The organism is Sphingobium sp. IP1 (genome assembly GCF_002708645.1).
Taxonomy (GTDB): domain Bacteria; phylum Pseudomonadota; class Alphaproteobacteria; order Sphingomonadales; family Sphingomonadaceae; genus Sphingobium; species Sphingobium yanoikuyae.
The window spans coordinates 1-24,880 of record NZ_NOIW01000060.1 but is presented as its reverse complement, the minus strand read 5'-3'; the positions used below and the strand labels follow the sequence as shown (position 1 = coordinate 24,880).

18 protein-coding genes are annotated in these 24,880 nt (G+C 61.9%); 7 read left to right on the top strand and 11 right to left on the bottom strand.

Features of this window, described 5'->3' with window-relative positions; translation table 11 throughout:
* Positions 1-19: 19 nt before the first annotated feature.
* Genes CG471_RS18950 through CG471_RS18935 form a run of 4 tightly spaced genes read left to right on the top strand, consistent with a single transcriptional unit; the run spans position 20 to position 5,349 of the window.
* Positions 20-2,524, top strand: a complete 2,505-nt coding sequence (locus tag CG471_RS18950) for a TonB-dependent siderophore receptor (protein ID WP_099233019.1) — start codon at positions 20-22, stop codon at positions 2,522-2,524.
* A 13-nt stretch (positions 2,525-2,537) separates the two neighbouring features.
* Positions 2,538-3,902 (top strand): LLM class flavin-dependent oxidoreductase, encoded by a 1,365-nt coding sequence (locus CG471_RS18945; RefSeq protein ID WP_099233017.1) that lies wholly within the window; start codon positions 2,538-2,540, stop codon positions 3,900-3,902.
* A 41-nt stretch (positions 3,903-3,943) separates the two neighbouring features.
* The gene (locus tag CG471_RS18940; protein ID WP_099233015.1) at positions 3,944-4,624 is read left to right on the top strand and encodes a DOPA 4,5-dioxygenase family protein; all 681 of its coding nucleotides are present in this window, start codon (positions 3,944-3,946) and stop codon (positions 4,622-4,624) included.
* Positions 4,624-5,349 (top strand): SDR family oxidoreductase, encoded by a 726-nt coding sequence (locus CG471_RS18935; protein WP_099233013.1) that lies wholly within the window; start codon positions 4,624-4,626, stop codon positions 5,347-5,349. Before CG471_RS18940 ends, CG471_RS18935 begins: the two co-directional genes overlap by 1 nt.
* Here the strand turns inward: CG471_RS18935 and CG471_RS18930 are convergent.
* The 5 genes from CG471_RS18930 to CG471_RS18910 form a co-directional block, all read right to left on the bottom strand.
* Positions 5,346-5,738, bottom strand: coding sequence for a ferredoxin family protein (locus CG471_RS18930; protein WP_099233011.1), 393 nt, complete (start codon positions 5,736-5,738; stop codon positions 5,346-5,348). The genes CG471_RS18935 and CG471_RS18930 overlap by 4 nt on opposite strands.
* Positions 5,735-7,330: an FAD-dependent oxidoreductase gene (locus CG471_RS18925; RefSeq protein ID WP_099233009.1), complete on the bottom strand. Its 1,596-nt coding sequence runs from the start codon at positions 7,328-7,330 to the stop codon at positions 5,735-5,737. Before CG471_RS18925 ends, CG471_RS18930 begins: the two co-directional genes overlap by 4 nt.
* On the bottom strand, positions 7,327-8,679 hold the full coding sequence (locus tag CG471_RS18920) for an LLM class flavin-dependent oxidoreductase (protein ID WP_099233041.1): 1,353 nt from the start codon (positions 8,677-8,679) through the stop codon (positions 7,327-7,329). The genes CG471_RS18925 and CG471_RS18920 overlap by 4 nt, the downstream gene beginning before the upstream one ends.
* Before the next feature lie 291 nt (positions 8,680-8,970).
* Positions 8,971-10,506, bottom strand: coding sequence for a M20/M25/M40 family metallo-hydrolase (locus tag CG471_RS18915; protein WP_099233007.1), 1,536 nt, complete (start codon positions 10,504-10,506; stop codon positions 8,971-8,973).
* Positions 10,507-10,533: 27 nt separating this feature from the next.
* Positions 10,534-13,572 (bottom strand): TonB-dependent receptor domain-containing protein, encoded by a 3,039-nt coding sequence (locus tag CG471_RS18910; RefSeq protein WP_257211604.1) that lies wholly within the window; start codon positions 13,570-13,572, stop codon positions 10,534-10,536.
* A 524-nt stretch (positions 13,573-14,096) separates the two neighbouring features.
* On the opposite strand from CG471_RS18910, the gene CG471_RS18905 reads away from it, so the two are divergent.
* Positions 14,097-14,690, top strand: coding sequence for an RNA polymerase sigma factor (locus tag CG471_RS18905; protein WP_180275740.1), 594 nt, complete (start codon positions 14,097-14,099; stop codon positions 14,688-14,690).
* Positions 14,608-15,645 carry a FecR family protein gene (locus CG471_RS18900; RefSeq protein WP_099233001.1) on the top strand — a complete coding sequence of 346 codons (1,038 nt, stop codon included), beginning with the start codon at positions 14,608-14,610 and terminating at the stop codon, positions 15,643-15,645. The genes CG471_RS18905 and CG471_RS18900 overlap by 83 nt, the downstream gene beginning before the upstream one ends.
* A 217-nt stretch (positions 15,646-15,862) precedes the next feature.
* Here the strand turns inward: CG471_RS18900 and CG471_RS18895 are convergent, their stop codons facing one another.
* The 6 genes from CG471_RS18895 to CG471_RS18870 form a co-directional block, all read right to left on the bottom strand.
* The gene (locus tag CG471_RS18895) at positions 15,863-16,492 is read right to left on the bottom strand and encodes an NrsF family protein (RefSeq protein ID WP_099232999.1); all 630 of its coding nucleotides are present in this window, start codon (positions 16,490-16,492) and stop codon (positions 15,863-15,865) included.
* Positions 16,485-17,051 (bottom strand): sigma-70 family RNA polymerase sigma factor, encoded by a 567-nt coding sequence (locus tag CG471_RS18890; RefSeq protein ID WP_099232997.1) that lies wholly within the window; start codon positions 17,049-17,051, stop codon positions 16,485-16,487. Before CG471_RS18890 ends, CG471_RS18895 begins: the two co-directional genes overlap by 8 nt.
* 50 nt (positions 17,052-17,101) lie before the next feature.
* Positions 17,102-18,361, bottom strand: a complete 1,260-nt coding sequence (locus tag CG471_RS18885; protein WP_099232995.1) for a protein-disulfide reductase DsbD — start codon at positions 18,359-18,361, stop codon at positions 17,102-17,104.
* A gap of 55 nt (positions 18,362-18,416) precedes the next feature.
* Positions 18,417-18,974 (bottom strand): peroxiredoxin, encoded by a 558-nt coding sequence (locus tag CG471_RS18880; protein ID WP_099232993.1) that lies wholly within the window; start codon positions 18,972-18,974, stop codon positions 18,417-18,419.
* 333 nt (positions 18,975-19,307) lie between these two features.
* Positions 19,308-20,492 carry a PepSY domain-containing protein gene (locus CG471_RS18875; protein ID WP_257211603.1) on the bottom strand — a complete coding sequence of 395 codons (1,185 nt, stop codon included), beginning with the start codon at positions 20,490-20,492 and terminating at the stop codon, positions 19,308-19,310.
* A 2-nt stretch (positions 20,493-20,494) separates the two neighbouring features.
* Positions 20,495-22,588: a TonB-dependent siderophore receptor gene (locus CG471_RS18870; RefSeq protein ID WP_099232991.1), complete on the bottom strand. Its 2,094-nt coding sequence runs from the start codon at positions 22,586-22,588 to the stop codon at positions 20,495-20,497.
* Between the two features lie 288 nt (positions 22,589-22,876).
* Between CG471_RS18870 and CG471_RS18865 the strand changes: the two genes are divergently transcribed.
* A complete protein-coding gene (locus CG471_RS18865) occupies positions 22,877-24,565 on the top strand; it encodes an alpha-L-fucosidase (protein ID WP_257211602.1) in 1,689 nt (562 codons plus the stop codon).
* Positions 24,566-24,880 lie beyond the last annotated feature (315 nt).

Below are 24,880 nucleotides of genomic sequence, written 5' to 3'. Positions count from 1 at the left end.
CTCAAAAAAGGGGGAATTTATGCGACATGAAATCAGCCGACCAGCCTTTGGCGTGCTGCGCCAGCTATGGCTTTCTACCGCGACGCTGGCCGCGCTCGGGATCGGTTCGTCGGCACTTGCCCAGGAACTGCCTACCCCGGCTGCAGCCCCCGCCCCAGCCGATGCCGAGGGGACGATCGTCGTCGTCGGCAACCGCAGCCGGGCCACCACCGCGCTGGAAAGCCCCGTGCCGATCGATGTGATCGACGAGAGCCAGTTAGCGACATTGGGCGCCAATAGTTCGCTGCGCGACGCACTGGGCGTGTTGCTGCCTAGTTTCAACTCGCTGACCGTCAGTTCCTCGTCCTGGAACAGCGTTGCGCGCCCCGCAGGCCTGCGCGGCCTGGGCGGGTCGCATGTGCTGGTGCTGGTGAATGGCAAGCGGCGCCACAACAGTTCGCTGCTCAACCTGTCGACCGGTAGCGTCGACCAGGGTGCCAATTCGGTCGATATCGACCTGATCCCGGCGGCCGCCATCAAACGGATCGAGGTGCTGCGCGATGGTGCTGCCGCCCAATATGGATCGGACGCGATCGCCGGCGTCATCAACATCGTGCTGAAGGATGACGACCATGGCGGCACGCTGACCCTGAATGGCGGCAAGCGCTACAGCTATCGCGGCAATTCCGACGGGCGCAATATCGAGGCAGGCGGCAATATCGGCTTCAAGCTGGGGCCGGACGGATTCGTCAACATTGCCGCCAGCGCCAAGGACAACAACCATGCCCGCCGCGCCATTCCCGCGACCGGCGCCTTCTATTACCCGCTGGCCAATGGGCAGCCCGACCCGCGCGAGAGCCGGGACAAGACGGTGTTCACCGGCGGCCTGCCCGACCTGCGCGCCCTGACGATCCTCTATAATGCGGAACTGCCGCTTTCGCCGGCCGCGACCCTTTACTCTTCATCGACATGGTCAACCCGCGAAGCGATCATCGGGCAGAATTTCCGCCGCCCTAATTCCACCAATGCGGTACTGTCCATCTATCCCGATGGCTATGCGCCCAACTACACGCTGGACGAGAATGATTTCCAGATCCTCGCCGGGATCAAGGGCGAAGCGGGTGGCTGGAGCTGGGATCTGTCCAGCACCTATGGCGAGAACCGGTCGAAGAATGGATCGACGGAGAGCCTCAACGCGTCCTTGGGCGATGCAAGTCCAACCGAATTCTGGACCTTCACCGCAAAATTCGCTCAGTGGACCAACAATCTCGATATTTCCAAGGGCGTGGACATCGGCCTTGCCGAACCGCTGAAAATCTCCTTCGGGGCCGAGCATCGCTATGAGCGGTTCCAGACCATCGCCGGCGACCCGGAAGCCTATGCCAACGGCCTCTACCAATATCCCGCCGGCACGCCGCTGGCCGGCCGCTATGCCACTATCGGCGCGCAGGGCGCGATCGTGCTCACGCCCGAGGATGCCGCCAAGCTGACCCGCAACAGCTATGCGGCCTATGTCGACCTGGGCATCAATCCGGTGCCGCGCTGGTTCATCGGCCTGGCTGGTCGGGCCGAACATTATGACGACAGCGCCGGCGACACGCTGAACGGCAAGTTCACGACCCGATACGACTTCACCGATCATTTCGCGATCCGCGGCACGATCAGCAACGGCTTCCGCGCGCCCTCGCTGGCGCAGTCCGCCTTTGCCCAGACATCGAACCAATATACCACCGTCAACGGTGTCCAGACCTTCATCACCGCCAAGTCGGTGCGGCCCGGCACGCCGATCGGCGACGCTCTCGGCGCCAAAGCGCTGACGCCGGAGAAATCCTTCAACCTGAGCGCCGGCTTCACCTACAGACTGGGCACGCGCTTCAACCTGTCGGTCGACGCCTATCAGATCAAGCTGGACGATCGTATCGCCCAGACCGGCTATCTGACCGGCGCGGGCGTCAGCGCCATCCTGGTCGCCAACGGTTTCGATCCCAATTATTCGGTGCGCTATTTCGCCAATGCGATCGACACCCGGACCCGCGGCGTCGAGGCGGTGGCCAACTATCTGCAGCCGCTGGGCGAGGACAAGTCGATCCGCTTCACGCTCGGCTACAATTACAACAAGACCAAGATCACGCATGTGGCCGACAATCCGCCCGAACTGGCCGCGCTCAATCTCACTTTGTTCGACCGTCAGGCGCAGGGCTATATCGCCGGCAACCTGCCCCGATCGAAACTGATCCTGGGCCAGGATCTCAAGCTCGGCAATCTCCAGCTCAACCTGCGCGAGACCCGCTACGCCAAGGTCGCCTTCCTCGGCACCACGGCCGCGACCGACCAGTTCTACGGCGCCAAGTGGATCGCCGACATCGACCTGTCCTTCCAGGCGACGAAGAACATCAACGTCGCGATCGGCGCGAACAATTTCTTCGACACCTATCCCGACAAGAACACGCTGCCGGATACCAACGGTTTCCCGCCCTATCCGGCCCAGTCCCCGTTCGGCTTCTATGGCGGCTATTATTACGGCCGCCTGTCCTTCAGCTTCTGATGGAGACGCAGGCATGACCCATCCTTCCGGCACGCTCAAGCTCGGCGCTTTCCTGTCGGGGCACGGCTCGCATAATGCGAGCTGGCGCCTGCCGGAGGCAGATGTCGATGCCTCGCGCAGCTTCGCCCCCTATGCCCGCGTCGCCCAGAAGCTGGAACAGGGACTGTTCGACGCGATCTTCCTCAACGACAGCGTCGCCATTCCCGATCTCGACACGGATTCGCTGGCACGCTCGGCACAGGGAATGCGCTGGGATCCATTGACCCTGCTGCCCGCGCTGGCCGTGGTCACCAGCCGGATCGGCCTCATCAGCACGGCCAACACCACTTATAACGAGCCCTATACGCTGGCCCGCCGCCTCGCCTCGCTCGATCATCTGAGCGCGGGACGGGCCGGCTGGAACCTTGTCACGTCGCTCGGCGGCGGCGAGAATTTCAACCGGGAGGATCATGTCCTGCATGCCCAGCGCTATCAGCGCGCGGAGGAGTTTTTCGACGTCATCACAGGGCTGTGGGATAGCTGGGAAGATGACGCCTTCATCCAGGACAAGCAGAGCGGCATCTGGGCCGATCCCGCCAAGCTCCACCGGCTCGATCACAAGGGTACGCATTTTTCGGTGCAGGGGCCGCTCAACGCAGCCCGCCCAATTCAGGGCTATCCCGTGATCGCCCAGGCCGGATCATCCGATGACGGGCGCGAACTGGCGGCACGGACGGCGGAAATCATCTTCACCGCCGCCCAGACGATCGACGAGGCGCTGGCCTTCGGCGCGGACATCGCCGCCCGCCTCGGCCGCTATGGCCGCAAGCGCAGCGATGTCCGGATACTCCCCGGCATATCGGTCTATGTCGGCCAGAATGCCGAGGAAGCCCGTGCCCGCTACGAAGCGCTTCAGGATCTGCTCGATCCGGTTTCCGCGCTCAAGGGCATATCCCGCTTCGTCAATATCGGCATCGACCTGTGGACGTTGCCGCTGGATGAGCCGGTCGTGCTGCCCGCCGCGATCCCCGTCACCAACACGCACAAGAGCCGCCAGCAACTGGTGATCGACCTGATCCGCCGCGAACAGCCGACCGTGCGCCAATTGCTGCGCAAGATGGTCGCCGGCGGGCATCGCATCCTGTTCGGCAGCGCGCGCGACATCGCCGATGATTTTGAGCATTGGTTCCACGCCGGCGCAGCCGACGGCTTCAACATCATGTTCCCCGACCTGCATGGATCGGTCGACCGTTTCGTCGATGAGGTCGTCCCCGAACTGCAGCGGCGCGGCCTGTTCCGCACCGCCTATGAGGGCGCCACGCTGCGCGACAATCTGGGCCTAGAACGCCCAGGCAACCGCTTCACCCGTCCTTCGGCCGTGGCGGCTGTCAGGAACTGAGCGGCGCTTCATTTCCAAAATCTTAGAACAAGGAACCGGACATGTCCCAGCCCTATGACCCGATCGACCAGCATTGGGCCGATCTTCTCTCCCCCGGCCGCCGGCAATTGCTGCGCGCCGGCGGGCTTGCCGCTGCCGGTGGCCTGATCGGGGCGCCTTCCTTTGCCGCCGCGCCTGCGCCCTCTCCGGCCGCCGTCGCCGCACATACCGGCAAGAGCCCCTGGGGCTATGCGACTACCACGGAACCGACGCCCCGTCCCCTGGCGGTTCGCCCCGGCGAGGAGCATGGCCTGCCTGACCGACCGCGCGCCTATACCGATATCAAAAGCTATCATGCCCATATCTATTTCGATGAGGATAGTTACGAGAAAGCAGTCCGCATCCGGCAATGGACGGCGGAACGCTTTGCGGTGGAGCTGGGCAATTGGAATGCGGAGCCGCGTGGTCCGCATGTCACGCCGTCCTTCTATTTCGGCTTCGGCACCGACCTGCAGCCGCTGATCCTGCCCTGGCTCCAGCTAAACAGTTTGGGCCTGACCATATTGGTCCATCCCAATACCGACGATCCGCGCGCCGACCATCTCCATTATGCGCTGTGGGTGAACCGGTCGCAGCCGGTGAACGCCTATGGCATGAAGAAGCCGGACCTTGCGGCTGGCGAGCCGGCCGTGGAACAAATCTATCCCAATACCCGGCCGACGGTCGCGATCGAGCGTAGCTGATGGGCGCTGCGACGGAACAAGCGGGCCGGCATTATGCCATCGTCGGCGGCAGCAGCGGCATCGGCCTTGCCGTGGCGAAATTACTGGTCGCGCGCGGCGACAGGGTGCTGATCGGCGGACGATCGCCCGACCGATTGTCCAGCGCCATCGCGACATTGGGGGATCAGGCCTCCGCCCGTCCCATCGACACCGGCGATCGCGCGTCGATCGCGGCCTTCTTCACCGATGTGCCGGCACTCGACGGACTATTCACCCCGGCCGCCAGCTATCGCACCGGGGCCTTTCGTGACGGCGATGTTGACACAAGCGAGGCACTATTCGATGCCAAATTCTGGGGGCAATATTGGACCGTCCACGCCGCCTTGCCGCTGTTGAAGCAAACAGCATCGGTCGTGCTGATGTCGGGTGCGGCCTCGGTCAGGCCGATCGGTGCCCCGGCCTATGCCGCCTGCAATGCAGCGCTGGAGGGGTTGGCGCGTGGCCTCGCGTTCGAATTGTCTCCGATCCGGGTCAATTGCCTGTCGCCTGGCACAACCGACAGCGCCCTGTGGCGGGGGCGCCCCGCGCCGCAACGTGAGGCCGCCTATGCCCATTGGAACGGACTCTGCCTGACCGGGCGCCCCGCCCATGTCGAGGAACAGGCACATTCTGCCTTGTTCCTGCTCGACAATGGCAACATGACCGGCGCCACCCTGTTCTGCGATGGTGGCTATAGTTTCCGCTAGGCGATGTCCGTGTCCGCCCGTCGCGAGGCATAACGGCGGGCGGCAATCTCCGCCCCTTCGCGCAACAAGGGGCCGAGTTGCCAGAAGTCCTGCAGATGCGGTGCCTCTGGCGGTGCATCGCGATCCCAGCCATAATCATGGCGTAGCCGCCCGACCTGCCCCATGGCCAGCGCCTCAGCTCCGGACAGGCTTGGCTCGCCCTCCTGCTCGGGCGCGACATAGAGGGCATCGGCCGGGCAATAGAGTTCGCACATGAAACAGGTCTGGCACTGATCCAGCCGTGCGATCAGCGGCACCCCATCAGTTCCGGCATCGAAGACATGGGTGGGACAGGCCGCAACGCAGGCCTGGCAACCGGTGCAGCGCTCCGCGAATATCTGGGCGATCATGCAGCGATCTCCTGCGTAGCTGGCCGTTCCGGACGGGTCCAGACGCGATCCAGTCCACCAACCAACAAGCGGCTCTGCTGCGCCGGATCGGTCCCCGGCCGGTCGATGCGCATATGCATGCCGCGACTTTCGTCGCGCGCCAGCGCCGCCGCGAGTATCCAGCGCGCGCACGCCGCCATCGCCGCATGTTCGCGCAATGCCACCGCCCCCAGCCCCTCCGCGCGGCCATGATCCGCGATCGTGCGCCAAACCGCCTCGACAGCGTCCCGGTGCCGCACAAGCTTGTCCGCGCTGCGCCAGAGCGCTGCATCATAGCCGATGGTAGCGGCCTGGATGATCGGCAGCCCCTCACGGGCGTCGGGAAGCCGTGCGGTGGAAGCGGGGCGCAGGCCTGCCGTGCCGGCCGCCTGCACCGTTGTGTCGCCTCGCCGTCCGGCCCGGCGCGCACGGGCCGCCGCAGCGGCGCCGGCGATCCGGCCGGAGGTCAGCGCCCAGGCGGCATTTTGCGCGCCGCCACCGCTGGTGGCGCCGGCGACCAGTTCGCGCGTGGCGCTGTCACCCGCCGCATAGAGATTGGCGACGCTGGTCTCGCAGCCGTCGCCGACGATCTGCAGCCCGCCGGTACCGCGGACCGTGCCTTCGCCGAATATCCGCACCGGGAAGCGATCGCGGAACAGATCGATCCGCTTGCGCTCGAACGGCGCGAGCGAGGCGGGCTGGATGCGGCGCAAGCCCCGCTTCAGGGCATCCGGCGCATCGGACAGGTCGGCCAGTACCGGTCCATCCTCCAGCGCGCGGGCCAGGGCGCGCAAATGCGCCGCCTCCCCGCTCATCGGTGGCGGCACATCCAGTTCGCGGCCTTCGGTATTGAAGAAGCGGGCGGCGAAATAGGGCAAGGTCCGGGTCGAATTCCAGGCTGGCGAGAGGGAATAGGATACGGAAAATTCCATGCCCGAAAGGACCGCGCCGGCCTCCGCCGCCATCAGCAATCCATCGCCGCTATTGCCATGGCTGCCGATCAGCCCGGATCGGAAGGCACAGCCTCCGGTCGCGATCACGACTGCACCGGCGCGCACTGTCCAGGCCTGTTGCTTCAGCCGCGCGTAGCCGGCCGCCCCCGCCACCGATCCATCGGCATGCAGCAGCAGTTCCAGTGCGGGATGATGATCCAATATGGTGACACCGGCATCCTGCGCAAAGCGGCGCAGGGCGCGCATATATTCCGGCCCGCGCACGCCGGAGTAGAAGGTGCCGCCCTTACCGTCGCCGGCAAAGGGATAATAGCCCGCCAACTGCGGCAGGGCACGCCAGGTTTCATCGATGATACGCGCCATCCAGGCCCGTTCGGCCAGGCCAAAGCTGCGGGCGTAACGTTCCTCGATCGCGGCCTCGCGCCGTCCCGGTTCCGGCGCGACCCACCAATGATTGGGACCACCGGTCGCCGTGACGCCGCTCGTCCCGACAAAGCCCTTGTCCACCAGCAGCACGTCGGCGCCCGCCTGTGCCGCCATGATCGCTGCCCAGCAGGCGGCCATGCCACCGCCGATGATCAGGACGTCGGCGCTGCGCGTGATCGGCGCGGCTTCGCTCATTCGGCGGCAATAGCGGCGGGCGAAGGCGCAATGCCGCTGTAGCGGTTTTCCGGCACCGGCAGGCCAAGATGGCCGCGCAGCGTGTCATGCGCATATTCGGTGCGGAACAAGCCCCGCGCTTGCAGGATCGGCACCACCTCCTCACGGAAGCGGCGGAACGGGTCGGGCCGGATGACCTGTAGCAGGAAGCCATCGACGGCCCCTTCCCTGAACCAGCGCTCAATCTCGTTCGCGACCGTTTCGGGCGAGCCGATGAACTGGGATCGCCAGTCGCCAAAGCGATAGGCCGCCTGGCGCAGCGTCAGGCCCTCGTCCCGCGCTGTCCGGATGATCCGCTCGGCCTGTCCCTTATAGCTGTTGAGCGTGACACCGCTCAGATCCGGGAAAGGTTCGTCCAGCCCATACTGGGCGAAGTCATGATAGTTGAACGCGCGGCCAAGCTGCACCAGCAGTTTGCCAAGATCGAGCGCGCCGCGGCCTGCGGCATCGATCGCCTGGGCCTCCTCATCACTGTCGGCAATGATCGGCGTCAGACCGGCGAGAATCTTGATATGGTCGGGATTGCGCCCGATCGCTACGGCGCGCGCCTTGAGGTCCGCATAATAGGCGCGCGCGCTGTCGAAATCCGCGCCGATGGTGAAGATGCCCTCGGCGATCTGCGCGCCCAGCTTGCGGCCTTCATCGCTGTCACCGGCCTGGAAGATGACCGGCTGCCCCTGACGCGAACGGCTGAGCGCCAACGGTCCTGCGACCGAGAAATGCGTGCCCTTGTGATCGAGCCGATGCTGCTTGGCCTTGTCGAGGAAGATGCCGCTTGCCCGATTGCGCGGAAAGGCATCATCCTCATAACTGTCCCACAGCCCCTGCACGACATCGACGAATTCGCGGGCACGCGCATAGCGCACGCCATGATCAAAATGCTCGGTCCGGCCATAATTACGCGCGGCTCCTTCAAGCCCCGTGGTGACAACGTTCCAGCCGGCCCGGCCATGGCTGATATGATCGAGCGAGCCGAACTGGCGCGCAACATTATAGGGTTCCCAATAGGAGGTGGTGAGCGTGCCGACGAGACCGATGCGCGACGTGGACGCTGCAACCGCCGACAGCAGGGTCAGTGGCTCCAGCCGGTTGAGAAAAAGCGGCGCCGTATCCGGCGTGATATAGGGGGAATCGACGATGAAGACGAGGTCGAAGCCGGCCGCCTCGGCCAGTTGCGCCTGGCTGATATACCAGCCGATATCGATGCTGGCGTCGCCCGGCAGCTCGGGATCAAGCCAACTCGACTGGTTGGCGCCCACGCCCTCCAGGATCGCGCCCAGATGCAGTTGGCGGTGCGGTTGGTCGGCCATCATCGTCTCCCTTGGATGCGATGACCCTAACCCTGCCGCTCCCACCGGAATAACGAGAGCTTCTCATAGTCTGTTGTGAAAGGCTGATGGACAGGTCGTGGCAGAAAGAGCCAACGAAATGGCCCAGCTCATTACCTGCAGACCACCTCTAGATGATGCCGCTTGCACGTCAGCAGTTCGGAGCGCCGCTTTGCGCCGATAGGGTGAGAAAGCAGCCCGTCCGGTTGAGGGAATCGAAAATCCGCGAATGAATGACTGATTTGGGTCGGAGGCTGTCGTGCACCTGTCATATCAATCGGCAAAATCCGCCATAAAAAGAGCGTAGAGGCTCTTCGTTCCCGACGTGTAGTTCCCAAGCCGAAGATTTTCATTGGCTGCATGCTGATTATTGTCGGCATTCACCAATGGTATGAGAAGGATCGGAACCTTGAGCCCGTCGGCTAGCGGTCTGGTCGGCACGCCACCACCCATGATCGGAATACGGACGGGATCCTGACCAAATGCATCCGTGAAGGCGGCTGCGGCCCATTTGCCGACGGCGGCGTCGAGCGGCGTCATGAGGGCAGGCATGCCGCCGCCGCCCTTGATTGCGGCGATCAGAGGGAACTTGCCGCGTTCTTCATCGGTCGGCTCACTCTCGACCAGATGATAGCCCTGTGCTTCCACCCATTTGCGGACAAGCGCGATCTGGCGCTCGGGCGGCGTGCCAGGGACGGTGCGGGAACTGACGCTGGCAGTTGCGAAGGCTGGAATGACGGACCGCCTGCTGCCCGGCTGCCCCGAGATCATCGAGGTGATGTTGAACGTCGGATAGTTCATCGCTTCCTGATAATTGTCGCCGACCTTCTCGTTGCGCGCGATGCCGATACGGGCGCGAATGGCGGCCTCATCATCCGGGACGGCCGCCAGTATCTTCTTCATGGCCGGGCTCATGTCCACGCCATCATAGAAGCCGGGAATGAGAACCCGGCCATCCATGTCGCGCATGGTCGAGAGGAGTTGGGCGAGCGCGAAGCTGGGATCGGGCAGGAAATTGCCAAAATGCCCGCTATGGGCGTCGTTATTGCCGGCAAAGACGGTAAGATCGAACCCCATGCCGCCCCGGTGACCGAAGACGAGCGTAGGCTTGTTGCTGGGATGCATCGGACCATCCAGCATGACGACGGCATCGGCCTTGAGCAGTTCCAGATTATTCTGGACGACGTCCTTGAGCGTGGGCGGCCCGCCTTCTTCATGGGAATCGATGATGATCTTGATGTTAATACCTGCCGTCTTGCTCTGCGCCTTGAGGGCATCCATCGCAGCCATCAGCATCATGATTGGCGCCTTGTCATCCGCTGCAGACCGGGCGAACAGCCGCCATTCCGGATCGACAGCGCCGCCCTGGGTAATCTTCTCGATGGGTATCGGGAGAAGTTTCCCGTCGGCCCCTTTCTGCTTCAGCACGGGCTGGAATGGATCGGCCTGATCCCAGTCTTTCGGGAATACCGCCTGGCCGTCCATATGGGCATAGAAGAGCACGGTTTTGCGTTTGGGGGAGGCACCGGGCGCCTGCGCAAAGACCATCGGCGTCTCGCCATCAGGAAGTTGCCGTGCTTCAAATCCGTGCCGCTTGAAGGCTGCTTCGAGCCAGTCGGCATTCTTGCGCATATCCGCCGTCGACTTGTGCATGACATTGGGGAGCTTCAGAAACTCCACGAATTCAGGCAGCGTGCGCGTGGCCGCAGCCTGTGTCGCATCACTTTCCCTGGGCGTCAGCGCAAGGGCGGAACAGGGTAGCGTTGCCGCGATGAGGCAGGTCGACCAGAGCTTACGTGTTTTGAACATGAGACTTCCCGTGCTGAAATTGTCTGATCAGAAGGATTTGCGGATGGTTGCATACCAGTAGCGCCGCTGCGGCTGATATAGCGATGCAAGATAGCCGCTCGTAGCCAAAGGCGGCCGCTCATTGGTGAAATTGCGGGCACCGAACTGGATCGAGGTCGTGCCGCCAAGGCCATCCTTCTTGAGCGTATACTGCACGTAGAGATTGCCGGTCAGTTGAGAATCCACGACATAGGGATTGGCATTCGCATCAAAGACCGTCGATTGCTCCACCGATCCGATATATTGGGTGAACAGGCCCACCTGCACCGGCCCCTTATACCAGGTCAGCGTACCCGAGTAGCGCCAGCGCGGATGACCGTCCTGCCGCACGAGCTCGGCAGCACCAGTAACACCGATCGCGCCATTGATCTCACCGCCGGCGATAGCATCGAGCAGGGACTGCACCTGGGCCGAGGCGGATTGATAATATTTGATCAGTTTGGATGCGTTGAAACTCAGGGTGAAGCGGCCGACCGGTGTCGTGGGAGACGCGTAGTTGAAACCAAAGTCTATGCCCTGCACGTCGAGCGGCAGTAGATTCTCGTACCGTGAGTCCACATAAAGAATGTCGCCGGTCGGCGTGATGCCGGTGCCTGCATAACGTGCGATATCATCGGCCGTAGCTGCCGCGCGCACGACATTGGGGTTGCTGGAGCCATTCACCCGCGCGAGATAGTCGAGCGCGATCTCGGTGGCGTCCGAAAGGATGCCGACCGAACCCTTCTGTTTGATACGCCAGCGATCGACGGTCAGCGTTACCTTGCCAAGGCCGCCTGGCAGCGGGGGCGTCAACACGGCACCAAGCGACCAGCTGGTCGACTCCTCCGGCTTGAGTTCGCTATTGCCATCGCGACGCTGCTGCACGGCAAAGCTTCTGGTGCAGCCGGAGAAACTGCTGATCCGCCCCGCGCGCAGGTCAGCCTCGCATTGAACATAGTCGGTACGGCTGTTGACGCCCTCCGACACCGGAGTGTTGATGACCTCCAGATTTGGGGCGCGGAAGCCACCAGAGATGGAACCGCGCAGCCTTATGCCATCAAGCAGATCCCAGAAGCCGGCGAGCTTGGGCTTGGCCACATCTCCAACGTCGCTATAGCGCTCATAACGGCCCGCGAGCTGGAATTCGAGCGCGTGGAACATCGGGATTTCCATTTCCGGCGTGAAGACCGGGACGGCGAGCTCGGCATAGGCGGAGAAGACCGTGCGCTTGCCGTAGATGTCTGGACGATAACTGGCGCCCAGGAGATCGCTGGAATAGCTCACGCCAGTAACGGAATCCACGAACGGCGTCGACCCATCCTGCAGGGTGTCGCGATCATCCTTGTAGGTCTCGCGACGAAATTCGATGCCCGCTGCGACGCCGATCGGCGCCCCCCAGATATCGACGAGCTGGGCATTCGAGACCTTGGCGTCCCACAAGGCAAGGGTCGTCTTGTTGCGGCGGGTCGAGGTGACGATGAAACTGTCTATCGTCGACTGAGCCGATGGTGTCGTATCGATGCCGCTTGGATTGGCGGGATCGCCGCCGTTGAACGGATTATAGGCATCGGCGGTCGTCCGGTTCATCGCGGCCTGAAGCAGGCTGTTGCTGATGGCGTCCCCGGAATCCTTGACGGTCGCTTCCGAATAGAGCGCTGCAGACTCCCAGTCCCAGTTGCCCATTTCGCCCTTGAGACCGCCGAGCAGGCGGAACTGCTGATTGGTCACGTTGACCTGGCGCATGCCTGCGTCGCGAATCGAGAGGTTCGCCGTGGTCAGATTGAGACCTTCTGCCGGTGCATCGATGCCGGGCAAGCGATTGACGGAACCGACCGCGCCGAACGGGTTCCAGTAGGCGCTGGAGGATATGGTGATCGGCGTCGTGGCAAGCAGCGTGCCGGGTGTCGTGTAGCCCTTCGATTTGGCTCGGTAATAGCCCAGTTCGCTGAAGAATTTGATGCTGTCGCTCAGCTCATAATTGATGAACGAGAAGACATTGAGACGCGTCGTCGACGGCGTCACCGTGATGTCGGGGAACGACGCACTATTGTCTGCCCGAAGGTTGCGATCCACCGCACCGGTTATGACGCCGTCGTCCATACAGATGCCCGGAGCGGTCGACAGGTTGATCTGACAACCGGCATTGGTCTGGGGCTGGATGTGGAAGACGCCGGCGGCGCTGGTGACCAGCGTGCCGTTGCTGCGCACGGCCGAACCATTTTGTGTGCGAAATGCACCCCAGGACGAACTGGTCGAGCGGGTATCGAAGGCCGTGTTCCCTTCGAAGGCGCTACCTTCGACAAAGGATCGCAGATCGTTGGTCGCGGTATAGTCCTGGTCGCCCACTTCCAGCGCCGTTCTGCGCGTGAAGTTCGCCATGAGACTGATATTACCCCGACCATCAGCAAAGTCGGATCCATATTTGCCGTTGAACTGGAACTCGCGCATGCCCGTGCCTTCGGCGCCCCCATAGGTCGCGTCGAGGGACAGCCCGGTAAAGTCGGTCGAGAGGACATTGTTGACAACGCCGGCGACCGCATCGGACCCATAAAGCGCTGCGGCACCGTCGCGCAGCACTTCCACCCGCTCCAGCCCGCCGACGGGGACGGCGTTCACATTGTAGGTCAGGACCGGCGTCCCGTTGCTGGTCTGCGACGTGGGGTGCAGCACCATCCGCCGGCCGTTCAGGAGCACCAGGGTGTTGCCCTGTTCAAGGCCACGCAGGCTGACCGAAGCCACATCGCCGCGCGCTGCATTGGGGCTGCCACCGCCCAGTGTCTGCTCGTTGAATGTCATGTCGCTTGCCTGGGGGAGCGTGCGGAACAGGTCGTTCGCGGACACTGCCCCCATTGCCGCTATGTCTTCCTTGCCCACGACGGAAACCGGCAGGGCGCCAGTTGTTTTCGCGCCGCGGATCTGGCTTCCCACCACCACGATCTCGTCTACCGGCGGAGGCGGGGCTTCAGCCGCCGCGGCGAGCATCCCCACTGCCGGTTGCAACGCAGCAAGCTGGACGGGTTTCGCGAGCGTGAAGCGCGAGATCGCCATGGTCTCACCCTTGCGCGCGGTAAGCGCGATGACCTTGCCTCGAATGGATGCGATCCGCAGCGGCGTGTCGCTCAGCAGGAGGTTGAGAGCGTCCTCGGCAGAAAGGGAGCCCGACAGCGGCTTCGACCTCAGATCCGCGACACTCCTTGAAGCGAAGAGCAGCCGATAACCCGATTGCTTGGAGAAAAGTTGCAGGGCGCCCGAAACGGACTGTGAAGGAATATTGAAGCGATGATCTTCGGCATTGGCCTGAACGGTCGAGCAGGCGATTGAAACAAGCGCGCAGGTCGCAAGTAGAGAATGCGAAGAATCGGATAAACGGCGTCGCATGGAATGTGATCCCCCTGTTTCACCTCTCCATCTGTTGTCGTTCTTTTTTGCTCTCCCCCATTCTGACGGATAGTCTCATGGCTCCCCCCACAAGCCGGTCTAAAAATTATTGAATTTTTGTGACTGGACATGTGCCTGCGCAATCGCTTCCCTTGTGGGCAGGAGGGGATCGGCTTTCCGACAGGGGACGAGACGTGGGCGATCCATCAGAAAAAATCCGATGGTTTCAAGAAGTGATCCTGCCCTGCCAGGGGCTGGTGCGCGGCCGGCTGCGCAGGATCCTGCCTCAACATGTCGATCTCGATGACATACTCGCTGAAGTTCTCACCCGCGCTTATGCCGTCGAGGACTGGCGCCAGATCCGCAATGGACTTGCGTTCATGCATCGGATCGCACGCAACCTGCTGGTCGACCAGGCTCGCAGGGATGCCATCATATCCTTCGACTATATGGCCGATCTGGAAGATCTGGGCAGAACGGTAAGCTACGATGGCATGCTCAACGCGCGTGATGAGTTGAGAAGACTGGAAAAGCTTGTGCAAAAGCTACCGGCACAGCAGAAACGCGCATTCATTCTTAGAAGGGTTGAAGGATATTCGATAGCGGATGTGGCAGCGGAGATGGGTTTGTCCGTCTCTACAGTAGAGAACCATTTGAGCCGGGCGCTCGCTCATATTGCCCGAGGAACGATGGACAACGAAGATCATGACGTCGAACAACCTTCAACCGGACAAAGTGCAGCGCGAGGCGATCGAGGCGCAAGCCGCGCGTCTGGTCGTCCTGCTTGAAAGCAGCACCGATCCCACCGATCCCACCGATCGTGATGCTGCCCATCGCTGGATCGCAAGCCATCCCTACCACGCCGTCGCCTACGCATCCGCTGCGGATATTTGGAAGAAAGGCGAACGCATTCGTCTGCGCGCTAACGAACAAGGCTTGAACGAAGAAGGTTTGGCAGCGGAAGCTGGCGAGGCACCTATTCAATCGAGCGGCGTGTCCGCTGCTCGCGCACCCGTCATGTCCCGTCGCGCGGTCACGACTGCCATGCTCAGCGCCGCAGCGGCAGCCGTTGCCGGTGTGGGAATTGCCAGACATTTTGCGCTTTTTGGTGACCATCGCATCACGAAGAAGGGACAACGCGAGATCGCCCGCCTGACAGATGGCTCATCCATCTCCATGAACGGAGACACCAGCCTCGATGTCTTGATGGACGGGAACAGCCGCAAGGTCCGGTTGCTGCGTGGCGAAGCCATGTTCGACATCGCCAGGGATGAGAAGCGTCCCTTCTTCGTCGACCTTGGAGACAGCGAAATCAGGGTTTTGGGAACCAAATTCAATATTCGGCGCAAGGAAGGCGTTACGGAGCTGGCCGTCACTGAAGGGGTGGTGTTGGTGACGAATGAGGGCGCTGCGCCAGTCAACGTACATGCGGGTTCATCGGCGGTCATTCGACCAGGCATTGCCACGACACTCATCCAGGACCCCGCGCTGGTACGCGAGCGCGTGGCTTGGACCGAAGGCTTTCTGGAGTTCGAGGAGAAACCGCTTGATGAGGTCGTCGAGGAATTCAACAGGTACCGGGCCAACCCGCTGGTCATAGGTGATCCCCGGATCGCGGGAACTTTGATTACCGGACGGTTCGGGCTTGGAGAAAGCGACGAATTCGTTTTGGCCCTGGAGAGCAGTTTCGACATCAAGGCCTCGAAGGGCGGCAACGGATCAATTGTTTTGCAAGCCAATTAGCCGTTTGCAGAATGTCCATTATGGGATGTCTTTTTCACCTTCCCAGGACTGATTTGGGTCGGTTTTAACTAGCGCCGGGTGACGGATTCTTGCCATCTTTCATAAAAATCAGTCGATCGTCGAAATCGTTAAAGCCGGTCGTTCTTAAAAAGATATTTTTTTAGAGCGCCTAGAAAGATAGCCAATTCCGTAAAGTTTCTCTCAATCCATATTTCTTTCAGGCGGATACAATTTTCCGACCGGCTACGATCGTGATGCCGCACAGGATGAGAGCCGCAGTCAGATGCCCCAGAAGATCCACCACAGACATCCCAATTGGATGGCAGAAGGCCAGCAGCGCGAATGCCATGAAACCGATGCCCATGCCTGACAGGGCCAATGATCGGGCGGGTCGCAGCGATCCAGTTCGCCGCAGCGCCATGATGGCGATGGCGATCATGGGCAGACCGGCCGTCATGACGAAGGTGAAACAATAGCTTCCCTGGCCGATCGCTCCCATTGGATGACGCGACACGCCAATGCCGATGATCGCCAGCGCGAGCCAGGCGGCAAGCGCGACTATGGTCCAAACCGGCATACGCACCGCCTGCCCTGCCACGCTTGAGGACAAGGCCGCCCCGAACACCGCAAGCCCGAGCGAGAGGGACAGGATGATATTGGCGGCGGCGACCCATGCCAGCGGCCCAGACCAGTCGGTCGCCTCTCGATGCAACAAGGTCGTGGTGATGTAACCAAGACTCAGCGCAACCGGTGTCCAGCCCAGTGCCCTCATCCAGGCCGGCGCAACGCGCCGCACCGGCCGTGCGTCTCTGGCGAGGCCTGCGATCAACATGTCATGATCACTCATCTGTCTGCTTTCCAATATCTTTCAGCTTCGCATAGGCGCGATGCAGCAAGGACTTGATCACCGGCACTGATAGCCGGCTTTCGCCCGCTGCATCATCGAGCGACATCTCCCGCAGCTTCACCATTTCCACGACCATCCGCTGCCGTTCCGGTAAAAGCCCCAGCAGACGCCCCAGTTCCTGTCCGGCTTCGGCGGCTTCCATGGCGGCCATGGCGCCGCCATCCGCTACCTCAGCTAGCATCATGTCTCCGCTCACCTCCCTGTCACGCGATCGGCCCTGTTTGCGAAGCATGTCGATCGCCCGCGCCGATGCGATGGCGACCACCCATGGCAGGAGCGGTCGGCCGGGATCATAGGTGTGTCGCAATCGGTGAATCGACAGTAACGTGTCCTGCACCACATCCTCGACGCTCGCCTGATCGAACAGCCGTCGTCGCGCGCAGGCTCGGACGGCCGGGACCAGCGCCCGCAGGACGAGAGCATAGGCACGCTGGTCACCGTCCTGCGCACGGCGCATCAGGTCGGGCCATGCTTCTGATGAAGGCAGGTCGCCGCGCATCAGGACGTCAGGCAATCCCGGCCCGCTGCATTCGGCATTGCACCATCATGTCAGCCCTTGTCACCTGCGGCCTGTTCGAGCGCGGCGACCGCCATATTCACGTCCAAAACCTGCGGTAGGATGACCGGATCGCCACCCTTTGCCGGATAGATGAGATAGAGCGGCAGTCCAGAACGTCCAAGCCTCATCATGGCATCTTCGATGCGAGCATCATAGTTGGTGGAGTCCGCGACCATATAGCTGGTTCCAGTACGGCGGACGGCATTTTTGAAGGCGTTGGTGGACAGAACGGCCTTCTCATTCACCTTGCAGGTAAGGCACCAGGCGGCTGAAAAATCCACGAAGACCGGATGGCCAGCAGCGCGCTCCTGCACTACCCGCTCAGGCGACCAGGCGACGGGCTTTACCTCAGCCGATGACGTCGTGACTGCGCCAGTCTGTGCCGTGTCGCTCTTGTTGCCCGCATAGAGAACGCTGCCAGGTAGCGCTCCGACCAAGGCGATCGCGCCAAGGCCCATGGCAGCGGCGCCATAAAGGCCGCGCGACGACCTACCGGCCATGCCGCGCCGTTGCGCCATGCCGAACAGCCAGCAAGTGAATCCAAGCAGCAGCGCGCACCCCAGCAGGAGGGCAAGGCCCGCAGAACCCGTCTGGAGTGAAAAGACCCAAAGTAGCCATGCCGCCGCGCCCAGCATCGGGAAGGCGAGCGCCTGTTTCAGCACCGTCATCCACGGGCCGGGGCGCGGCAGGCGACGCGCCAGGCCGGGGCTGAAGGACAGGATCGTGAAGGGGGCGGCGACTCCGACCGCCAGCACGGCAAAGATGGCGAGGGCGGCTAGCGGCGGCTGGACGAGGGCGAAGCCGATGGCGCCGGCCATGAACGGGCCGGCGCAGGGCGTCGCCACCACGACTGCCAACGCCCCGGTCAGTGCAGCGCCCATCAGACCATCTTCTCCGTCCAGATTCTGGCCGATGCGTTGCAGGCCGATGCCGATTTCAAACAGGCCCGTCAGGTTCAGCGCCGCGCCGAGCAGCGTCAGCATCAGTAGTCCAACGACGAGCGGCGATTGCAACTGAAAACCCCAGCCGACAGCCTGGCCGCCAGCCCGCAGCGCGATAAGGATGCCGGCCAGCGCCAGCATGGCAAGGAGGGTGCCGGCGAAGAAGGCGACACCCTCCCGACGCATATGGTGAGGATCGCCACCCTGTCGCACAAGGCCGAACGCCTTGAGCGAGATGATCGGGAAGACGCAGGGCATCAGGTTGAGGATCAGTCCGCCCAAAAAGGCGGACAGGATGGCGACGAGCATGGCGAACCTCGCGAGGGAGATGTGCGGGGAAAGGAGATGGATCGAAGGGCGCGGATCAGCCCTGTTTGGCCTTCCATGCGCGGACCGCCGCCATCGTCTTTTCGATATGGGCCTGCGGATTGCGATCGGTATAGCTCAGCAGGATCGTACCGTTGGGGGCGATAACGAACGATGTACGATCAGACAGCATGGACTTGCCGGGAATCTGCATGGTCGTTTCGTATTTTGCGGCGATCTTCGCACCAGGATCGGCGGCGACGGCGAACTTGTCGCGGCATTCGGATTTGGAAAATTCCGCCACACGCTCGACATTGCCGGCCGTCACGCCGACGACACGCGCACCCAGCTTGTTGAAATCATCGCTGGCTTCGGCAAACAGATGGGCTTCCACCGTACAGCCAGACGTGAAGGCCGCCGGGAAGAAATAAAGGACGACCGGGCCTTTCTTGAGCGACTGTTGCAGGTTCAGGTTGAAAGGCTTGCCCCCCAGTGCCGCGCCTAGCGTGAAGTCCGGAGCCTTGGCTCCTTGGGCCAGAGCGGCAATACCCTGCGTCGGCGCGGCGGCCATAAGCCCCAAGCCCAGCATCAGCGCGAAAGTCTTGCGGATAGTCATCTGCGGTCCTCCAAATCGAAAAGGGGTGGAGGATGACCCTTCGGCCACCTTCCACCCCGATGTTCGCTCGCCGATGACGAAAAGTTGCAGTCCAAAAAACCGTGACGCGATTTATTTTACCGGTGGCATGAGCTTGAGCTTCCGCGATCAGTAAGAGCCGATGTCATGATCGTGCCAATCATCGCGCAGAAGGCCTTCATGTTGGCCATTGCCCCACCGTCACGCGCGAAGTTGTGGGCATTTGCGGCGAGATCTGGATGCCCATAATGGAAAAGCAGACTGGCAGCACCTAGGAACGGAAAATCGGCGACTGAATGACTGACGAGGGTCGCTTTAACTGGCCCCGCCTATCGCTCCTGGCGTCAGTGCCAAAGCGAGCAGAATGAGGGCAAGGCCGATATAGGCCCAGATGCCCATGCCCCGCCAGGCGAGCCCCATCGTGCTACCTTGAGCACGCGAGGCTTTTGCAAGCCTCATGGCGTATATCATTGCCCCGGTCACGGCCATGGCCGTCAATGCTGCTCCGAACAGGAACCAGAGGGCCTTGGTCCAGATGCCGCCGAATGTGCCGAAATGCAGCGGATCTGCCATTTCCGAGATCCGCTGATGCACGTCGAGGTTGCGGCCGTCGAGTCTGGTAATGACCTTGCTGGTTGCTGGATCGATGGCGAGAGCATTTGCGCGATCCCGCACCAGCCAGGCGGAGGACTGGCCCAGAAGAACAACGCCATTGTCCTTCATGAACCGGATTTCGCGGATGTCGAGCGCCGGATCGGTCCGTCGCGCAATGGCGACCAGTCGATCGAGCCTCTGTCCAGTCGGGATCGGGCCGGCAGCGATTTCGGGTAGCCTTGGCACGGCCGCATTGCCGCCCAGCGTCTCCACCAGATACCAGATGCCCGTCAGCGCGATCAGGGCCACGAACCACAGGCTCCAGAGGCCAAGCAGTCTATGAAGGTCGCCAGTCAGGCGACGACCATCGCCGCCGCGTGGCATGCGAAAGAAGCCTCGCCACCATTTCTTGTAAGTGACCACGCCCGATACCAGCGATACGGCCAGCAACAGCGCGAGCGAACAGACGAGCGGAATACCGATCTTGGTAGGCAGCATCAGATGGCGATGCACCTGTCGCAGGAAACGGTGGACATTGGCCCAGCTGTGTCGGCCGGTCACCTGCGCGGTCCAGGGATCGACATAGATGCGCTCGGGCGCACCCTTGCCATGATCAATCCAGGCTTCAACGGTGAACCAGGGATCGATCGGCGCATAGAGTGTCTGGAGACGCGCATCGGGGGCTGCGCGGGCGGCGGCATCCGCCCACGCCCCCCAGGACGCGACCGGTTCGGCCCGTGGTGCAACGCGCATGGCGGGCGTAACGAGCCAGTCGAACTCATGCGCGAAGACTGCCAGCGTGCCGGTCGCCAGGATGAAAGTCAGGAAGATCGACAATTTGAGGCCGATCCAGCTGTGCACCACCCACCAGAGCGAGCGTCCCTTCTTGCCCTGCGCCTTTGCCATGATCAGAAGTTGAAGCGCAGTTCAGCGAGGAAGGTTCGCGGTTCGCCGGGAAAATGGCCGCTTTGTGCCGAGAAGCCCGATGCGGCGTAGACCTTGTCAAAGATATTGTCGACGCGCAGCATCAGTTCGGCAAAACCCAGCCCCTTCGTCAGCGAAGCGTCGAATATGGTGTAGGGCTTAACCGCCTGCCCCGAAAGACTGATGCGTCTCGAAACATGTTCGCCGCCAAAGGCGATGGCGGTGTCGATCGCGGGCAGCTGATAGCGGGTCCAGAAGCCAAGCTTGTGCTTTGGCGCATTGGCGAAGCGATTGCCCACGGCGTTGGTGATCGCCTGTCCCGCGATGGTCCCGGTGATCTTTGTGTCGTTGAAGCCATAGTTGACGAGCGCGACCCAGTTGGGGGTAATGTCGGTCGACAGATCGATCTCGAAGCCCTTGGCTGTCACTTCGCCGATCGGACGCAACTGATCCTGGCCATTAACGGGTGGCAGGCTGGCATCGGCCTGAAGGATGTTCTTGCGCACGATGCGATAGGCGGCGACATTGGCCTGTAACCGGCCGTCGAACAGATCGGTCTTGATGCCCCCCTCGAACTGGTCGCCGGTCACAGGGGCGAAAGGACCGCCGGCATCGATCGTCTGGCTGGAAGCACTCTGCGGTTCAAAGCTCTGCGACCAGCTGAGATAGACCGAGACATCGCGGCGCGGTTTGAAGATTGCGCCAGTGCGGAAGGTTATGTCGTCATCGGTGTAAAAGCGGTTGCCGACCACCCCGTCCTCGAACCTGTCATAGCGAACGCCGCCCACCAGCATGAAGGCATCGGTGAGGCTGATCTGGTCCTGCAGATAGGCACCCTTGCGCTTCGTGCGCGTGTCCGTGACGGTAAAGGGCAGCAGGGCGGCCCGTGCCACGTCGCGCGCGCTGTTGGTGTAGACCGTGAGGGGAGTGACGCCCGCGCGCAGAATACGGCTATTGAGCACGCTCGTCTCGTCATACCAGTCCGCGCCGGTTTGCAGCTTGTGTTCCATGCCGAGCAGGTCAACACGTGCGGTCAGGTTAGCGGAGAAAGACAGGCCATCGACGTCGCGGATCTGGTCGCGAAACTCGCGGGCGACAAGGTCGGTGCTACCCGCGACGAAGCCGCGCGGTTCGTGATATTGCTGGGTTTCGGTCGCCTTGAAATAGCGCACCCCGGCGTCGAACGTCACCCGATCGCCGATGGCCGTGGCATAGCGCGCCTGATAGGCCTGCGATTTGAGGTGCAGGAAGTCGGTCGGTTCGTTTGCATTCCAACGGATATTGCCCAGAAAATTGCCGTCATTGTCGGTCAGTACGCCGCGCAGCCGGTTAGCTTGCAGGTCATTATCGTAGATCGTGGCCTGAAGCGTCAGCTTGCCGCCCTCATTGGTCTTGATCGCAACGGCACCGTCCCCGATCAGGGAGACATTCTTCGTGTTGATGCGATAGGGGTTCGATGCCTCGTAGAAGCCGCCGAGGCGGTAGGTCATGATGCCAGCATCGTCGATCGGGCCGGTTGCTTCGGCGGAGATGCCGCGACGGTCGTAATTGCCGGCGGTCGCGACGAGCCGCATGCCGGTCTTGTCCTCCGGCGTCTTCGACACATAGTTGATGATGCCGCCCGGCGATCCGGGGCCAAAGAACAGGCCGGCAGGCCCCTTCAACACTTCGACCCGCTCGATGTTGAACAGCTGCGGCACGGAAAAGCCGATGAACGGGTTGCCACGCATGCCGTCATAGAAGGACTGGTCTTGCCGGAAGCCGCGGAAAGTGACGCCGGCATAGCTGAAGAAGCTGACGCCGGAAATGTTGCGGTAGATGTCGGTCGCGTCGCGCGCGCCCTGATCGGCGAACAGATCCTTGTTGATGACCTGCACGGCTTGGGGGATGTTGAGCGGATCTTCCGCCGTCTTGCCGACAGTAGTGGTTTCCGTGCGATAGAGCCGCTGCGCGCGTCCGGTGACGATGATCTGGTCGGCATTGCCGGCTTCGGGCGCCGCAACCGGCGCCTCCTGAGCCGAAGCGACGGACGCGCAAAGGCAGACAGACGCCAGCAGCGCCGCACGAAAAATGGACAAAGCGACCCCCCTATCATTCGATTCGCTAATGAGAGTTATTCGCGCTACGCATGACGGCTCAGGGATGCAAGCCAATAGCCATATCCGGCCACGATTGATCGTCCAACAAGATGGGAAGCGGACCGGCCGCACCTGGAGCCGAAATATAGGCGGCTGAGTGGCGAGGATGGTTCGTACCCGGTATGACACGAGGCAGAATTCATCATCATGCGGACAGCAATTACACACACGAAATAAGCCTTTACTCATGAAAATCATTGCCCTCTTCTCAGTTGATAAATGGAGGGGATGGAGATGCATCAAACACGGCGTTGGATTCTGGGCGCCGGGCTTGCCGCCGCGGCAACGCCGTCACTGGCCGGCACCGGTCGCCCCAATCAACAGTTTCCAGCATTACGGCTGGACAAGGTGCTTCCTCCTGCCAGCTTTGTCGGCGACTGGGCGTCTCTGACGGCCGGCTACAGTGCGCCCGATTGGTTCCGCGACGCAAAATTCGGGATCTGGGCGCATTGGGGGGCTGCATCAGTTCCTGCCGCTGGCGATGACTGGTATGCCAGAAACATCTACCTGCAAGGACATCCCTCCTACGACCATCATTTGAGGAAATACGGGCACCCTGCAGACACCGGGTTCATGGAGATTCAGAACAGATGGCGGGCGGAGCGCTGGGATCCAGCGGAGTTGCTCGACCTCTATAAGCGGGCTGGCGCGCGCTACTTCATGGCGATCGCCAATCACCACGATAATTTCGATTGTTATGCCTCATCCTTCCATCCCTGGAATTCGACGCGCGTGGGCCCGCGCAAGGATATCATCGGCATATGGGAAAAGCTCGCTCGAGAGCGCAGACTTCGCTTTGCAGTGTCGAACCATTCCGGACATGCGTGGCACTGGAACCAGGCCGCTTATGGCTATGACGCCGAAGGAAGCCGACGCGGGCAGCGTTATGATGCAGCGAAGCTGACCAGGGCAGCCGGGCGAGGCACCTGGTGGGAGGGGCTTGACCCTCAACTGCTCTATACCGGACCGAGCATGGCGATGCCCGATGGCATCGGCTCGGTCGCAGAGGCGAATGCCTGGCACGCCGGTACCGACGGATTGTGGAATGAGGGCGTGCCATCCGATCCCAAATTCGTGCGGCGCTGGGCGCTACGTTGCCGGGAACTGATCGACAAATATCGGCCCGACATGTTGTATTTTGACAATCACGACCTCCCGCTGCAGCAGGCCGGGCTCGACATGGCTGCCTATTTCTACAACAGGAGCATGGAGTGGAACGGCGGCCGGCTGGAAGCTGTGGTCACGGCCAAGGAAACACCGCCACAGCGTCGGATGGGCCTGGTCGATGTCGTCGAGCGCGGCCAGAAAAGCTATATAGATCAGTATCCCTGGCAAACCGAAACATGCCTGGGCAACTGGTTTTATGGCGAGCAATATCTTCGCGAGAACCGGTACAAGACGCCCGCCAAGGTTATTCATACGCTTTGTGACGTGGTGTCCAAGAACGGTAATCTGATGCTGAGCGTGCCGATCCGCGGCGATGGCACCATCGATGAAAAGGAAAGGCAAATTGTTGAAGAGATCGCGACGTGGATGGGGCTCTATGGCGAGGCGATCTACGGCACCCGGCCCTGGCGTGTGCATGGGGAAGGAACATCGGCTCGAGACGCGGGCGCCTTTTCCGAGGGCGGTCCGGCATCGACTTACACCTCTCGAGACATCCGCTATGTTACGCGCGACCGCGCGCTTCACGCGCTCGTTCTGGGCTGGCCCGCAGATGGAGTTGTCCACATGACGCTGCTGGGCAGTTCCAACCCGGTTGGTAGAGGAGAGGTCCGCCGCGTTACCTTGCCGGGAAGTGACCAGCCATTGCCCTTTACGCGATCTGCTGGCGCACTCGACGTCCATGTCCCAGCCGCAGCCCAAAACCCGATCGGGCTAGCCTTAATCATCAATGGCGCTGGACTGATAAGCTGACGCTGAACATGTCTGGCGGTAGCCTTGGAGCATATCGGTGTTGCGCGCGAGCATGTTTGAACGGGACGAAAAAGCTGAAGCCGACCTTCCGCACCTAGGTAGCCCAAACGCGCCGTCAAATGACTTTGATGGGTCGTCATTTCATCGCCGGCATGCCCAGCAAGTGTCAATCGGCGTGCAAACGGGCCTGAACCGCCCCGGGTTTGCCGGAGGCTATTTGGTTTAAGTTACGCAGCCATGGGGACGTCGTCCAGCATGGCGTAGTACAGTTCCTCAGCTTCAGCCGGCGGGATATTGCCGATGGGTTCGAGCAGG

What these genes read in the sequence shown, in the direction of transcription:
- CG471_RS18950 (WP_099233019.1), top strand. Translation starts at nt 20, where the DNA reads ATGCGACATGAAATCAGCCGACCAGCCTTTGGCGTGCTGCGCCAGCTA.
- CG471_RS18935 (WP_099233013.1), top strand. Translation starts at nt 4,624, where the DNA reads ATGGGCGCTGCGACGGAACAAGCGGGCCGGCATTATGCCATCGTCGGC.
- CG471_RS18925 (WP_099233009.1), bottom strand. Translation starts at nt 7,330, where the DNA reads ATGAGCGAAGCCGCGCCGATCACGCGCAGCGCCGACGTCCTGATCATC.
- CG471_RS18940 (WP_099233015.1), top strand. Translation starts at nt 3,944, where the DNA reads ATGTCCCAGCCCTATGACCCGATCGACCAGCATTGGGCCGATCTTCTC.
- CG471_RS18920 (WP_099233041.1), bottom strand. Translation starts at nt 8,679, where the DNA reads ATGGCCGACCAACCGCACCGCCAACTGCATCTGGGCGCGATCCTGGAG.
- CG471_RS18900 (WP_099233001.1), top strand. Translation starts at nt 14,608, where the DNA reads ATGACGTCGAACAACCTTCAACCGGACAAAGTGCAGCGCGAGGCGATC.
- CG471_RS18890 (WP_099232997.1), bottom strand. Translation starts at nt 17,051, where the DNA reads ATGCGCGGCGACCTGCCTTCATCAGAAGCATGGCCCGACCTGATGCGC.
- CG471_RS18885 (WP_099232995.1), bottom strand. Translation starts at nt 18,361, where the DNA reads ATGCTCGTCGCCATCCTGTCCGCCTTTTTGGGCGGACTGATCCTCAAC.
- CG471_RS18880 (WP_099232993.1), bottom strand. Translation starts at nt 18,974, where the DNA reads ATGACTATCCGCAAGACTTTCGCGCTGATGCTGGGCTTGGGGCTTATG.
- CG471_RS18910 (WP_257211604.1), bottom strand. Translation starts at nt 13,572, where the DNA reads ATGGCGATCTCGCGCTTCACGCTCGCGAAACCCGTCCAGCTTGCTGCG.
- CG471_RS18875 (WP_257211603.1), bottom strand. Translation starts at nt 20,492, where the DNA reads ATGGCAAAGGCGCAGGGCAAGAAGGGACGCTCGCTCTGGTGGGTGGTG.
- CG471_RS18915 (WP_099233007.1), bottom strand. Translation starts at nt 10,506, where the DNA reads ATGTTCAAAACACGTAAGCTCTGGTCGACCTGCCTCATCGCGGCAACG.
- CG471_RS18930 (WP_099233011.1), bottom strand. Translation starts at nt 5,738, where the DNA reads ATGATCGCCCAGATATTCGCGGAGCGCTGCACCGGTTGCCAGGCCTGC.
- CG471_RS18865 (WP_257211602.1), top strand. Translation starts at nt 22,877, where the DNA reads ATGGAGATGCATCAAACACGGCGTTGGATTCTGGGCGCCGGGCTTGCC.
- CG471_RS18895 (WP_099232999.1), bottom strand. Translation starts at nt 16,492, where the DNA reads ATGAGTGATCATGACATGTTGATCGCAGGCCTCGCCAGAGACGCACGG.
- CG471_RS18945 (WP_099233017.1), top strand. Translation starts at nt 2,538, where the DNA reads ATGACCCATCCTTCCGGCACGCTCAAGCTCGGCGCTTTCCTGTCGGGG.